This is a genomic window from Pseudomonas fakonensis (genome assembly GCF_019139895.1).
GTDB lineage: Bacteria > Pseudomonadota > Gammaproteobacteria > Pseudomonadales > Pseudomonadaceae > Aquipseudomonas > Aquipseudomonas fakonensis.
On sequence record NZ_CP077076.1, the window covers coordinates 3,631,847 to 3,645,042 of the forward strand.

12 protein-coding genes are annotated in these 13,196 nt (G+C 66.3%); 7 read left to right on the top strand and 5 right to left on the bottom strand.

Going from position 1 to position 13,196, the window contains the following annotated elements:
- Positions 1 to 34: 34 nt before the first annotated feature.
- Positions 35 to 2,395, top strand: coding sequence for an autotransporter family protein (locus KSS94_RS16005; protein ID WP_217839071.1), 2,361 nt, complete (start codon positions 35 to 37; stop codon positions 2,393 to 2,395).
- On the opposite strand, the gene KSS94_RS16010 is transcribed toward KSS94_RS16005, so the two are convergent.
- On the bottom strand, positions 2,392 to 3,015 hold the full coding sequence (locus tag KSS94_RS16010) for a LysE family translocator (protein ID WP_217839072.1): 624 nt from the start codon (positions 3,013 to 3,015) through the stop codon (positions 2,392 to 2,394). The two genes, KSS94_RS16005 and KSS94_RS16010, sit on opposite strands and share 4 nt — an antisense overlap.
- A 123-nt stretch (positions 3,016 to 3,138) precedes the next feature.
- Here KSS94_RS16010 and KSS94_RS16015 point away from each other — a divergent pair, with 123 nt between their 5' ends.
- Positions 3,139 to 3,969, top strand: coding sequence for an AraC family transcriptional regulator (locus tag KSS94_RS16015; protein WP_217839073.1), 831 nt, complete (start codon positions 3,139 to 3,141; stop codon positions 3,967 to 3,969).
- Positions 3,970 to 4,386: 417 nt separating this feature from the next.
- Here the strand turns inward: KSS94_RS16015 and KSS94_RS16020 are convergent, their stop codons facing one another.
- Complete coding sequence (locus tag KSS94_RS16020) at positions 4,387 to 4,857, bottom strand: FAD/FMN-containing dehydrogenase (protein WP_217839074.1); 471 nt, start codon at positions 4,855 to 4,857, stop codon at positions 4,387 to 4,389.
- A gap of 113 nt (positions 4,858 to 4,970) precedes the next feature.
- On the opposite strand from KSS94_RS16020, the gene KSS94_RS16025 reads away from it, so the two are divergent.
- Positions 4,971 to 5,978: a GlxA family transcriptional regulator gene (locus KSS94_RS16025; RefSeq protein WP_217839075.1), complete on the top strand. Its 1,008-nt coding sequence runs from the start codon at positions 4,971 to 4,973 to the stop codon at positions 5,976 to 5,978.
- A 4-nt stretch (positions 5,979 to 5,982) separates the two neighbouring features.
- Here KSS94_RS16025 and KSS94_RS16030 read toward each other — a convergent pair whose 3' ends face one another.
- Entirely contained in the window at positions 5,983 to 6,594 is a 612-nt protein-coding gene (locus KSS94_RS16030) for a LysE family translocator (RefSeq protein ID WP_217839076.1), read from the bottom strand.
- 113 nt (positions 6,595 to 6,707) lie between these two features.
- On the opposite strand from KSS94_RS16030, the gene KSS94_RS16035 reads away from it, so the two are divergent.
- Complete coding sequence (locus KSS94_RS16035) at positions 6,708 to 7,160, top strand: Lrp/AsnC family transcriptional regulator (RefSeq protein WP_217839077.1); 453 nt, start codon at positions 6,708 to 6,710, stop codon at positions 7,158 to 7,160.
- Between the two features lie 400 nt (positions 7,161 to 7,560).
- Positions 7,561 to 8,973, top strand: coding sequence for a purine-cytosine permease family protein (locus KSS94_RS16040; RefSeq protein ID WP_217839078.1), 1,413 nt, complete (start codon positions 7,561 to 7,563; stop codon positions 8,971 to 8,973).
- Between the two features lie 81 nt (positions 8,974 to 9,054).
- Here KSS94_RS16040 and KSS94_RS16045 read toward each other — a convergent pair whose 3' ends face one another.
- Positions 9,055 to 9,939, bottom strand: coding sequence for a LysR family transcriptional regulator (locus KSS94_RS16045; protein ID WP_217839079.1), 885 nt, complete (start codon positions 9,937 to 9,939; stop codon positions 9,055 to 9,057).
- A 144-nt stretch (positions 9,940 to 10,083) separates the two neighbouring features.
- On the opposite strand from KSS94_RS16045, the gene KSS94_RS16050 reads away from it, so the two are divergent.
- Entirely contained in the window at positions 10,084 to 11,103 is a 1,020-nt protein-coding gene (locus KSS94_RS16050) for an alpha/beta hydrolase (protein WP_217839080.1), read from the top strand.
- A gap of 227 nt (positions 11,104 to 11,330) precedes the next feature.
- On the opposite strand, the gene KSS94_RS16055 is transcribed toward KSS94_RS16050, so the two are convergent.
- On the bottom strand, positions 11,331 to 12,212 hold the full coding sequence (locus KSS94_RS16055) for a LysR substrate-binding domain-containing protein (protein ID WP_217839081.1): 882 nt from the start codon (positions 12,210 to 12,212) through the stop codon (positions 11,331 to 11,333).
- A 157-nt stretch (positions 12,213 to 12,369) separates the two neighbouring features.
- On the opposite strand from KSS94_RS16055, the gene KSS94_RS16060 reads away from it, so the two are divergent.
- Positions 12,370 to 13,017 (top strand): ankyrin repeat domain-containing protein, encoded by a 648-nt coding sequence (locus KSS94_RS16060; protein ID WP_217839082.1) that lies wholly within the window; start codon positions 12,370 to 12,372, stop codon positions 13,015 to 13,017.
- Positions 13,018 to 13,196 lie beyond the last annotated feature (179 nt).

Consider the following 13,196-nt stretch of genomic DNA (forward strand, 5'->3'; position numbering starts at 1 on the left):
GTGCGGGCCCCTCTGGCAAGTGGAGGCCCCGGCCATGGTCGCGCGCATACTGCTCTCGCTGGTCACGCTATACCTTTCAACCACCCCCGCCGCCCATGCCGCCTGCAGCTTCGTCACCAGCGCCGGTGACGACAGCTACGTTTGCGACAGCGCCAGTGCCGCGTCCCTGACCGATACCAGCGGCAACAACAGCCTGGCCTTCCCCGCCGATGGCAGCGGCAGCATTACCGGCAACGTGACCTTCGGCGTCGGCCGCGACCGCATCGACATGGCCTCCGGCAGTATCGGCGGCAGCGTCAACCAGGGGGGCGGCACAGACGCCTTCAACATGAGCGGCGGGGTCATCGAAGGCAGCCTCAACCAAGGCGATGGCCTGGACACCTTCCACATGACCGGCGGCTGGATCAAAGGCACCTTCGACAGCGGCGACTTCGCCGAAATGGACGGCGGGCGCATCGGCAACGTCAACATGCGCCTGGACAAGAACACCTTCATCATGCGCGGCGGCAGCATCGACCAGAACATCATCACAGGCTTCGACACCGACCTTGTAGAACTCTTCGCCGGCACCGTGGGCGGCAACATCAGCGTCAGTGGCGGCGATGACCGGGTGCTGATACATGGCGGCCAACTCGGCGGCAACGTGTTGATGAGTACCGGCAACGACCAGTTCACCTGGGGTGGTGGGCGCATTGCCGGGCAAGTGCAGATGGGCCCCGGTGACGATGTCGCTCTATTGCAGGGGCTTACGCCTGACCTTTTGAACATCATCGTGGACGGCGGCACGGGCAACGACAGCCTGACCCTGGTCGACAGCCACGCCGTTGGCGGCGCGCGCTACACCAACTGGGAGCAGGTCACCCTTGTCGGCGCCAGCCGCCTCGACCTCGATGACACCCTGCAATTGGGCGATAGCGCCACGGGGGCCGGCACACTGCGCATCGACGCCGGCAGCACCCTCGCTTCGCGCCAGGGCGCGGTGATGGCCATCGGCGCGGGGCAACGGGCAACCTTGCTCAATGCCGGGACTGTGGACCTTGCAACCGGCAACGATGCCCAGGGCCGCCTGACCGTGGCCGGTGACTACCAGGGTGCCAACGGCCTGCTGCGCCTGAACAGCATCCTCGCAGGTGACGGTGCGCCGGCAGATCGCCTGGTGATCGACCAGGGCAGCGCCAGTGGCAGTACCCGGGTTCAGGTGGCCAACCTGGGTGGAGCCGGTGCCGCCACCGTGCAGGACGGCATCATGGTGGTCGAAACCCTGAACGGGGCAAACACTGCCGATGACGCGTTCAGCCTGGCCGCGCCAGTCTCTGCCGGAGCCTACGACTACCAGTTGTTCAAAGGCGGCGTCAGCGCCGGCAGCGCACAGAACTGGTACCTGCGCTCGGTGCTGCTGGTGGTCGAACCCACCACCGGGCCCACGGCAGCGCCGGTTGCCAGCATCCCGCTGTATCGCCCGGAAGTGCCGGTGTATGCCGCAGCGCCCCGCGGTGCCGCAGTCATCGTGCGCCAGGCCCTGGGCACGTTTCACCAGCGCCAGGGCGACCAGCGTGCCCTGGCCGGCAGCGCCGCCTGGGGTCAGGCCTATGGCGGCAAGCTGCGCCAAAGCTGGAGCGGCACCGTCGACCCTAGCCTGGATGGCGATGTCTACGGTTTTCGCGTCGGCCAGGACCTGTACGCCAAGCTGGCCGAGAATGGCGTGCGCCAACAGGCCGGCCTGTACCTCGGGCACAGCCGCCTGGACGCACGGGTGAAGGGCTTTGCCCTTGCGCTCGCGGACAGCCCGGTGGGCGACCTTGAACTGGCCAGCGACAGCCTGGGCGCTTACTGGACACGGGTTGGTGTACAGGGTGGCTATGTGGATGCGGTGCTGCAGTACAGCAGGCTCGAAGGCCGCGCCCGCTCCGACCGCGGCGGCAAACTCGACGTCGATGGCCACGCCTGGAGCGCCTCGCTCGAAACCGGGCTGCCACTGGCACTGTCACCGCGCTGGTCGCTCGAGCCTCAGGCGCAAGTGATCGCACAAAAGGTCAACCTGGACAGCGCCCATGACGCGGTCTCGCGCATCGAGCATGACGCGCAGGTCGAGCTGACCGCGCGTTTGGGCCTGCGCCTGGTCGGCTCGTTCGCCGGGCCCGCGCAACGCCTGTTGCAACCCTACGCACAAATAAACCTGTGGCATGGCGATGGCGGCCGCGACACCCTGGTGTTCGATGACGCAGACCGGATCAAGACCGATTACCGCTACACCTCGCTGCAACTGGACAGCGGCATGCTGTGGCAAGCCAGCGAAGCCTTGACCCTGCACGGCGGCGTGCAGTACAGCAGCAATCTGGACAGCCGCCAGCAGCGCGCCAGTGGAGTGAACCTGGGGGTACGCTGGCAGTTCTAGCGCCGCGCCGCCAGTAACCCAAGCCCCGCACAGCCCAACAACGACGCGCTGAGCCGGTTGAATACCCGGCGCGGCCCGGGCCGTTCGAACCAGCGCTGCAGGTAGGCACCGAGCCCTGCGTAGATGGCAATGGCCGCCCATTCCAGCAGCAGAAACAGCACGCCCAGTTGCAAGAACTGCTCACCCACCGGAGTGCTTCCGCCCACGCTGACGAACTGCGGCAGGAAGGCGGTGAAGATGAGAATCGCTTTGGGGTTGCCTGCCGCCACCCAGAACTCCTGGCGTGCCAGTTTCCAGGTGCCACGTGGCTGCTCGCCCGCCACCTGCGCTTCGCCCACCGGCGCCCGCCACAGCTGCCAGGCGATGTAGAACAGGTAGCCCGCCCCCAGCACCTTGACGGCCAGGAACAGGTATTCGCTGGTGTGCAGCACCACCGCCAGGCCCATCGCCGCCAGGGCGATCATGCCGCTGAAGGCCAGCAGCCGCCCGCCGCCCGCCACACAGGCGGTGCGCAGGCCGTAGCGGCTGGCATTGTGCAGGGACAACAGGTTGTTCGGCCCCGGGGCCATGTTCAGGGCGAAACAGGCGGGGATAAACAGCAGCAGGCTCGACAGGTCCATTATTCTTCTCCTTCACAGGCCGGGCAGCGTCGCGTCCGGCCGGCCCTTGCGTCAAGCACAGTGGCGCGGCAATTGGCCGGAACAGTAGACTGCCCGCTGCCACTGCACTTCAGGCCATTCGCCATGCCCACTGCCCGCCGCGAAATCTGGCACGACCCGGCCCTGCCCCACGTGGAAAGCCGGCGCGCTTGCCACAGCCGCGCCTGCTACAAGGCCCACAGCCACCCGACCTTCTCCATCGGCGCGGTGGACGCCGGGTTCAGCCGCTTTACCGGGGCCGGCAGGGGCGAAACCCGCCTGACACCAGGCACGCTGGTGATGGTGCCGGCGCAGCGGGTGCATGCCTGCAACCCCGAGCCCGGGCAAGCCTGGAGCTACCAGATGCTGCACCTTAACGCCGAGTGGCTGCAGCGCCTGCGCCTGGAGTCGGGGCTCGAAGCCGGGGCACCTGGCGCGCCGGCCCGGATCAGCCGTTCACCGCGCTTGTACCGGCAGTTCTGCGCGCTGAACGAGCTGCTGTTTTCCGCCGCCGCCCCCCTGGAGAAGGACGCCGCGCTGGTGGCGTTCATTGGCGACCATGACTTCTCGGCGCATCAGTGCCTGGCCGAAGCGCCGGCCCTGGCGCCCTCGATGCTGGCCGAACTGCTGGAGCGCCTGCAGCACCAGGACCTGGCCGCAGTCACACTGGACGGTCTGGCGGCACAGGCAGGGCTGGGCCGTTATGCGCTGATCCGCGCCTTTGCCAGTGCCACCGGCATGACGCCCCACGCCTATTTGCTCAATGCGCGGGTGAACCAGGCTCGCGAGCTGCTGCGCCAGGGAGTAGAGCTGGCGGATGTGGCCTATCGCCTGGGCTTTGCCGACCAGGCGCATTTTCAGCGGGTGTTCAAGGCGCATGCCGGGGTGACGCCTGGAGTTTACCGCCAGCGCCCCAACCACAAAGTGATGAGTTGACCCGCCCCCCTGTAGGAGATCACCCAGCCCTTTCGAGCTGCGCTGTCGCGCAGAGAACGGATCTCGCAGATGCATCGCGCCCCTGTGGGAAGCGGCCTTGCCGGGGCGCCGTCCGGTCGAGATGGGCTGCGAAGCGGCCCCAAGGTCTCGGCCTCATGCAAAATTGCCGGGGCTGCTGCGCAGCCCATCTCGACCGGACGGCGCCCCGGCAAGGCCGCTTCCCACCGGGACCGTGTTAAATCAATGAGTTGTAGTTTGTTCTATGAGAGCGGGCTTGACCCGCGAACACCGGCACATCCGGTGCCATGCACCGCGTCGCCTGCTTCGCGGCTAAAGCCCCACAGGGATCGCACAACCCTCGGACCTGCGCTGTACCTGTAGGAGCCGGCTTGCCGGCGATGCGGCCGACACAGGTTGCTACTGGGTAGCAGCCCCCTCCAGCGCAGCCTTCAGCTCTTGCGCATCGGCAAATTCGCGCAGCGTTACCAGCACACCCTGGTCCAGCACCAGCCACAGCACCTGGCCTTCGGCCCCGGCGTAACGGCTGGCCACCCGCCCTTCGCGGTCCAGCAGCACCCGGTAGCTGTAGTCACGCATCGCCGGGATGGCGAACAGTTTGCTGATCAGCGCCGGCATGCGCTGGATATCAGCCACGAACACCGCGCCACGCGCTTCCAGGTACCCCTTGGGCTGCCCGGCCAGAGCCGCCTTGACCAGCTTGGCACCGTCCATGTCGCGGGCCACCAGCAAGAGGCGGGTGTCGGCGCCCAGGCTGTAGGGCTGGTCGTACTGGTCGAGCAAGGTCCAGGGCGCCAGGCGCTCGCCCGGCTCCACGGCATGGGCCAGCACAGGCAGCAGGCTGAACAGCAGTATGGCGAGGTATTTCATGGCAGCGGCTCCAGGCAGCAAAAGGCTGCCAGCATAGCCCAATGCCACCCGGTGTTGTCTTTCCCGGCGCCGCCTTGCACACTCATCGCGCCAGCCAGGAAGCGGAGTCCGCAGTGCCCACACCACGCCAGTTCAGCAAGAAGACCAGCACCAGCAACATGCTGCGCCTGAAGAACAACGACGGCAGCGTCCAGCGCCCGTACCGGGTTGACTTCGTGCTGCTGGAGCATTTCTCCATGGCCAGCTTCACCGTGGCCATGGACGTGCTGGTCACCGCCAACCTGTTGCGCGCCGACAGTTTCGCCTTCACCCCACTGTCGCTGGGTGGCGACCGGGTGCTCAGCGACCTGGGCCTGGAACTGGTGGCCACGCCCCTCGACCCGCACACGCTGCACGAGCTTGATCTGCTGGTGATTTGTGGCGGCCTGCGCACCGCGCTCAAGTACCCTGGCCTGGACCGCCTGCTGGCCGATTGCGCCGGCCACGGCATGACCCTGGGTGGGCTGTGGAACGGCGCCTGGTTCCTCGGCCGCGCCGGGGTACTCGATGACTACGGCTGCAGCGTGCACCCCGAGCAGCGCGCAAGCCTGGCCGAAACCAGCCCGCAAACGCGCATCACCCCGGCCAGCTTCACCCTCGACCGCGACCGCCTCACCGCCGCCAGCCCCAATGGCGCCATGGAGCTGATGCTCGGCCTGGTGCGCCGCCTGCACGGCGATGGCCTGGCCGAAGGGGTCGAGGAAATCCTGTCGTTCTCTGGTGCACGTTATCGCCAGGTCGGCCCAGGGGCGAAAAAGTCCATGAGCCTGCACCTGCGCACCATCGTCGAACTGATGGAAAACAACCTCGAAGAAACCCTCAGCCTCGACCAGTTGGCGTCTTACTCCGGCCGTTCGCGGCGCCAGATCGACCGCCTGTTCCAGGCCCAGCTGGGCACCTCGCCGCGGCGCTACTACATGGAGCTGCGCATCACCAAAAGCCGGCGCCTGCTGCAGTATTCGGACCTGTCGGTGATGGAGGTAGCGGTGGCCTGCGGCTTCGTTTCGGTGTCGCACTTCAGCAAGTGCTACGCCGCCTACTTCGGCTACCCGCCATCGCGCGAGCAGCGCCTGGGCGAGTAAGGGCTCAGCGCAGCTGCCCCAGCGCCAGCAGCACCGCCACGCCGATCATCACCAGCCCCGACACCCGCCCGACCACCCGCGCCGCCGCCGGCCGGGTGCTCAAAACCGCCTTGGCGCCATACCCCACCATCAGGTAGATCACCAGCGAGCTGGCCAGGTGCACCAGCCCCAGCAGCAAAATCTGCAACCCCACCGGCCACGCCGACTGCGGGTCGGTGAACTGCGGTAGCAAAGCCAGGAACAGCAGAAACACCTTGGGGTTCAAGCCGCTTACGCAAAAGCCCTTGAGTGCCCAGCGCGAACCGCTCGCCTGCTGCTCGTCGCCACCCTCCGGCAGCGCCGGGCTAAGCATCAGGTTGGCGCCCAGCCACAGCAGGTAGGTGCAACCGGCGAGGGTCAACAAGGTCAGTGCCAGCGGGTGGCCGGCCAGCAGGCTGCCAACCCCGGCAGCCACCACCAGGGTGGCCACAAAATGCCCCGAGAGCATGCCGGCCACCGCCGGCACCACCCAGCGCCCGCGCATGCCGGCCGAGATGGCGTAGGCCCAGTCGGCCCCGGGGGTGATCACGAACAGGAACGACACGGCCCAGAACGCCGCCAGAACACTCATGGCCATTTGAACTCTTCCTTTCACGGTGGTTTGCGTGAAAGAAAGATTACGGATATCGCCCAGGGATTATCTTTCGTATATTTCCAGCCACACCTCGATTACTGGAAGAATCTCCCTCAATGGACCGCACAGACCGCAAGATACTTGCCGAGCTGCAAAAGGATGGCCGGCTGTCCGTGACCGAACTGGCCGAACGTGTGGGCCTGAGCCTGTCACCCTGCCACCGCCGGCTCAAGGCGCTGGAGGAGTCTGGCGCAATCCTCGGCTACCACGCCCGCCTGGCCCCCGCCGCCCTGGGCCTGAACTTCGCCGCGCTGGTGTTCGTGACCCTGCGCGAGGTGACTCGCCAGCCGGTGGCGGACTTCGAGGCGGCAGTGGCGCAAATCGCCCAGATTGTCGAGGCCCAGCGCCTGTTCGGCGACCCGGACTACCTGCTGCACGTGGTGGCCAAGGATTTGCCGGCGTTCCAGAAGCTGTATGACGAACAGCTGACCAGCATCCCCAATGTGAAACGGCTGAGTTCGACCTTGGTAATGAAAGAAGTGATTCAGGACCGGTTGTTGCCGATGTAGGAGCCGGCTCGCCGGCGATAGGGCCAGCCCAGGCAACATCAACCTGCGGCCTGGCACCGGCGTTGCCGGTGATCGCCGGCAAGCCGGCTCCTACAGGGAGCGTGCGATGCCATCACTGCGCGCCAACACTGTGCACCACGCACCATCACGGACCACCCGCAACACCGCCGGCACCTGCAAACCCAAGCCGCATGCAGCCGCCAGCCAGCTGGCACCCTCCTTGCTACCACTCACCCCTTAAGCTTTTGCCAGCCTTAGCTTTTTTAAGGTTCATGAGCACAAATTTACTAATTTCCCGTTCCCTGCCCGGCCCCCATCATCGCTCCAACAAGAACGCGTCGCCCCTTGCCGGCACGCCCCCGGGCAGCTGCGGTTGCCCCTCCTTGCCTTGGAGTCAGTCATGACCAGTGCAGCCAATTCGGCACCCCTCATCGAGAAACACACGATCGGCTACGTGCCGCCGCAAGACCGCCATGGAAAGGTAAGGGATCTGTTCACACTGTGGTTCGGCGGCAACATCGCGCCGTTGCCCATCGTCACCGGCGCGCTTGGCGTGCAGCTGTTTCACCTGAACCTGGTCTGGGGCATCGTCGCCATCCTGGTCGGCCACCTGCTCGGCGGTGTGCTGATGGCCCTGCACTCGGCCCAGGGCCCGCAGATGGGCATCCCGCAGATGATCCAGAGCCGCGCCCAGTTCGGCTCCCTCGGCGCCCTGCTGGTGGTGGTGATTGCCGGCGTGATGTACATCGGCTTCTTCGCCTCCAACATCGTGCTGGCCGGCAAGTCGCTGCACGGGGTGGTCGACAGCGTGCCGGTGCCGGTGGGTATCGTCATCGGTGCGCTGGGCTCGGGCATCATCGGCATCATCGGCTACCGCTTCATCCACGTGCTCAACCGCATCGGCACCTGGGTGCTGGGCATCGGCATCGTGGTCGGCTTTGGCTACATCTTCAGCCATGTGCAAAGCGACGACTTCCTCACCCGCGGTGGCTTCAACCTGGCCGGCTGGCTGGCCACCGTGTCGCTGGCGGCGCTGTGGCAGATCGCCTTCGCCCCCTACGTGTCGGACTACTCGCGCTACCTGCCGGCCGACGTCAAGGTCAGCTCGACCTTCTGGACCACCTACCTGGGCTCGGCCCTGGGTTCGAGCCTGTCGTTCATCTTCGGCGCGGTGGCGGTGCTGGCCATCCCGGCGGGCATGGACACCATGGATGCGGTGAAGCTGGCCACCGGCACCCTCGGCCCGCTGATGCTGGTGCTGTTCCTGCTCAGCGTGATCAGCCACAACGCCCTCAACCTGTATGGCGCGGTGCTGTCGATCATCACCCTGATCCAGACCTTCGCCTACCGCTGGATCCCCACCGCGCGCAGCCGCGCCGTACTGTCGCTGCTGGTACTGGCGGCCTGCTGCGTGGTGGCGGTGTTCGCCTCGGCAGACTTCATCGGCCACTTCGTCGACATGGTGCTGGTGCTGCTGGTGGTGCTGGTGCCATGGACCGCGATCAACCTGATCGACTTCTACGCCATTCACAAGGGCGACTACGACATCCAGTCGATCTTCAAGGTCGATGGCGGCATCTACGGGCGCTACAACCCGCAGGCGCTGCTGGCCTATGCGGTAGGCATCGTGGTGCAGGTGCCGTTCATGAACACCCCGCTGTACGTGGGCCCGGTGTCCGAGTACATCAACGGTGCGGACCTTTCGTGGCTGGTGGGGCTGGCGGTGACCTCCCCGCTTTACTGGTGGCTGGCCAGCCGTGACAGCGCCTACCGCCGCCGGCAGACCAGCGCCAAGCTGGCAGCAGCGGCCTGACCGAACGCCCATCGCGGGGCAAGCCCGCTCCCACGTAAAACGGCGTGGGAGCGGGCTTGCCCCGCGATGGTATTTACCGCCTTACAACGCCACCAGCCGCTCGCGCAGAAACTCCACGAACACCTGCACCGGCCGGGCCACCTGGCGGTGCTGCGGATACACCGCCGACAGCTGCAGCGCAGGCGGTGCCCACCCCTCCAGCACCTGCACCAGCCGCCCCTCGGCCAGTGCCTGGCCGACGATGAAGGTCGGCAGGTAGGTCACCCCCATCCCTGCCACCGCCGCATCGCGCAGCATCTCGCCATTGTTGGCGCGCATGCGCCCGCTCACGGCAATGCTGCGCGCCTTGCCCTCGGCGCTGAACTGCCACTGCACCTGGCGCGCATGCCCGTAGGGCAGGCAATCGTGCCCGGCCAACTGCTCCGGTGTTTGCGGCGTGCCGCGCAGCGCCAGGTACGCCGGGCTGGCGCAATACACCCGCTCCACCGCAGCGATGCGCCGGGCGATCAGGCTGGAGTCTTCCAGGGTGCCGATGCGCAGCGCCAGGTCGTAACCCTCGCCGATCAGGTCGACGGCGCGGTCGCTCAGGTCCACCTCCACATCCACGCCGGGGTGCAAACGCAGGAACTCGGTGAGCAGGCAGCCCAGGTGGGCAATGGCGAACGACAGCGGCGCGCTCAGGCGCAATGTGCCGCGCAATTGCTGCGTTTGCCCGCTGATGTCCTGTTCCAGCAACTGCACCTCATCCAGCAGGCGCAAGGCGTTCTGGTAGTAGCGCTCACCCAGCGGCGTGGCGTCCAGGCGCCGGGTCGAGCGGTTGAGCAGGCGCACGCCAAGGCGCTCTTCCAGCTGCATCAGCCGGCGGCTGACGAACTGCTTGGACAACCCCAGGCGCTCGGCCGCAGCGGTGAAGCTGCCGGCCTCCATCACCTGGGCAAAAATCCGCATGTCTTCGTAAGGGTTCATTGTCACGCTCTAATTGACAGTCAAACGCTTTATAGCCGCTTTTTCCGCCCATGGCATCTGCTTAATCTACACACAGGTCGCAGCAATGGCCCCAAGGCCAGGCAAGACGCCCACTACCTACACTTAAACTGAAAAGGATTCACCATGAACATTGTCCGCAAAACCCTCGCCACCAGCCTTCTCGCCCTTTCGGTCAGCAGCGCCTTCGCCGCCGGCAGCCCAGGTGTGGAACAACACACCCAGGCCTTCCTCGACGCTCTCGCCCAAGGCGGCGGCAAGCCGCTCGAGCAGCTCAGCCCGAAAGACGCCCGCGCCGTGCTGACCGGTGCCCAGGCTTCGGTAAAGGTCGACCTGTCGGGTATCGAGGTGAGCGAGCGCAGCATCCAGGCCGACGGCCAGCCGCTGAAGCTGACCATCGTGCGCCCGGCCAAGGTCAAGGGTGATTTGCCAGTGTTCATGTTCTTCCACGGCGGCGGCTGGGTCCTGGGCGACTACCCCACCCACCAGCGCCTGATCCGCGACCTGGTGGTCGGCTCTGGTGCGGTGGCGGTGTATGTCGATTACACCCCGTCCCCCGAAGCCCACTACCCCACCGCCATCAACCAGGCCTACGCCGCCACCCGCTGGGTCGCCGAGCACGGCAAGCAGATCGGCGTGGACAGCAGCCGCCTGGCGGTGGCCGGCAACAGTGTCGGCGGCAACATGGCCGCCGTGGTAGCCCTGAAGGCGAAAGAAGCCGGCACGCCGAAACTGCGCTTCCAGTTGCTGCTGTGGCCGGTGACCGACGCCAGCTTCGAGACCGCTTCGTACAAACAGTTCGCCGACGGCCACTTCCTCACCACCGGCATGATGAAATGGTTCTGGGACAGCTACACCACCGATGCCGGCCAGCGCGCGCAGATCTACGCCTCGCCGCTACGCGCCACCCCTGAACAGCTCAAGGGCCTGCCGCCTGCGCTGGTGCAGACCGCCGAGTTCGATGTACTGCGTGACGAAGGCGAAGCCTATGCCCGCCACCTGAATGCAGCCGGTGTGACGGTGACCGCAGTGCGCTACAACGGCATGATCCACGACTACGGGCTGCTCAACCCGCTGAGCCAGGTGCCGGCGGTACAGGCCGCGATGCGCCAGGCGGCAGGGGAGTTGAAGGTGCACCTGCAGTAACCGTGTGATACCCGAGGGCCACAAGGCCGCTCCTGCCAAGGAGCGGCCTTGTGGCGTGCCGCTAGTGTACTGTCTCGGAAATAAGCTGTTCACTTTTGGCGGCGTCTTGGGCGCCCGGCCTGCGTTGCCACTCCTCGCCATAGCCCTGCTATGACTCGTCGCGGCGCCTTGGCCGAACACCCAAGCCACTCGCCAAAAGAGAACGTATTTCCGAGACAGGACACTAGTTAAATCGCCTGCTCGCCCAACAGCTCCGTCAGCACATCGGCCAATGCCTTCACCATCACGTCCGCCGTTGGCCGGCAGACGATGACGATCTCGTAGCTGTCCACCTCCGGCAGCCCTTCGGCGGCGCCCAGCACACGGTGCTCGGCGGTTGCCGCCCGCGGCGGCAGCAGGCTGATGCCCATGCCGTCGGCCACTGCGGCCTGGATGCCGCTCAGGCTCGAGCTGGTAAAGCTGATGCGCCAGCGCCGGCCCATGCCTTCGATGGCGTTGATCATGTCGTCGCGGTACAGGCCGCGCGGGGGGAAGGTCACCAGCGGGATCGGGTCGAGCTCGAAGGACGGCATGCGTGCGCTGTCGATCCACTGCAAGCGCTCCGGCCAGCAGGCTACACCTTCGCGGCTGTTGCGCCGCTGCTTGAGCAGCACCAGGTCCAGCTCGCCGTTGTCGTAGGCCTGGCTGAGGTCGCGACACAGGCCGCTGGTGACTTCCAGCTTGACCTGCGGGTGGCAGCGGCTGAACGCCGACAGCGCGTTGGTGGTGCGCCCGCCGACGAAGTCTTCGGGCACGCCCAGGCGCACGGTCACCCCCACCATGGCGCCAGCCAGGGCTTCGAGCATCTGGTCGTTCAGCGCCAGCATGTGGCGGGCGTAGCCGAGCAGGGTCTGGCCGGCGTCGGTGGGCAATACGTCGCGGTTGCCGCGCACCAGCAGGCGGTGGCCGACCATCTCTTCGAGGCGGCGCACCTTCTGGCTGATGGTCGACTGGGTGGAATGCAGCCGCGCGGCGGCGGTGGTGAAGCTGCCGCAATCGGCCACCACCACGATGGCGCGCAGCAGGTCGAGGTCGAACAGGGCTCTATTCGATTTAACGCTGATGGACATCTTGAAATTCAACTTCTGAATGGCAGGCCTGACTTCTATCACGCCCCCCTGCCTCGGGCAACCATTCACAAATCGACTCAAAGTCATGCGGATACTTCACTTCCGCTGCCGCTAACGCTTGCCTAGGATGGCCCCTCGCCCACCCAGGAACGCCGCCATGCGCACAATGATCGCCGCCCTCCTGCTGGCCCTGCTGAGCCTGCCCACCCTTGCCAAGGAGCGCCCCATGGACACCCGCCTGCTCGAAGCCGCCCAGCGCGGCGATGCCCAAACCATTGGTGAACTGCTTGCCCAGGGCGCCCCGGTCGATGCTCGCAATGGCGACGGCCAGACCGCATTGCTGGTGGCCACCCACGCCAACCAGGTGGCGGCAGCCGAGGCGTTGATCGCGGCCGGGGCCGACGTCAATGCCAAGGACAACATCCAGGACAGCCCCTACCTGTACGCCGGTGCTCGCGGGCTGAACGACATCCTGCGCCTGACCCTGGCCCACGGCGCCGCCCTCAACAGCACCAACCGCTACGGCGGCACTGCGCTGATCCCGGCGGCCGAGCGCGGGCATGTAGAGACCGTGCAGCTGCTGATCGATGCCGGGGTGCAGGTGAACCACCTCAACCGCCTGCATTGGACGGCATTGCTGGAGGCGGTGATTCTCGGTGATGGCGGGCCGCGGCATGTCGAGATCGTGCGGCGCCTACTGGCGGCCGGGGCGGACCGGGCGATTGCCGACAAGGACGGCGTGACCGCGCTGGAGCATGCACGCCAGCGCGGGTATGGGGAGATGGTCAAGGTGCTGGAGCAATAGCACAGGATCACAGGGGGTTTACGCCACCTCCTCGTACCTGTGGGAAGCGGCCTTGTGTCGCGATTGGGCTGCGTAGCAGCCCCGACAATGTTGCATGTGCTTGAGACCCAGGGGCCGCTTCGCAGCCCAGTCGCGACACAAGGCCGCTTCCCACAGGTCCCAGGCATGTCGATGTGCTA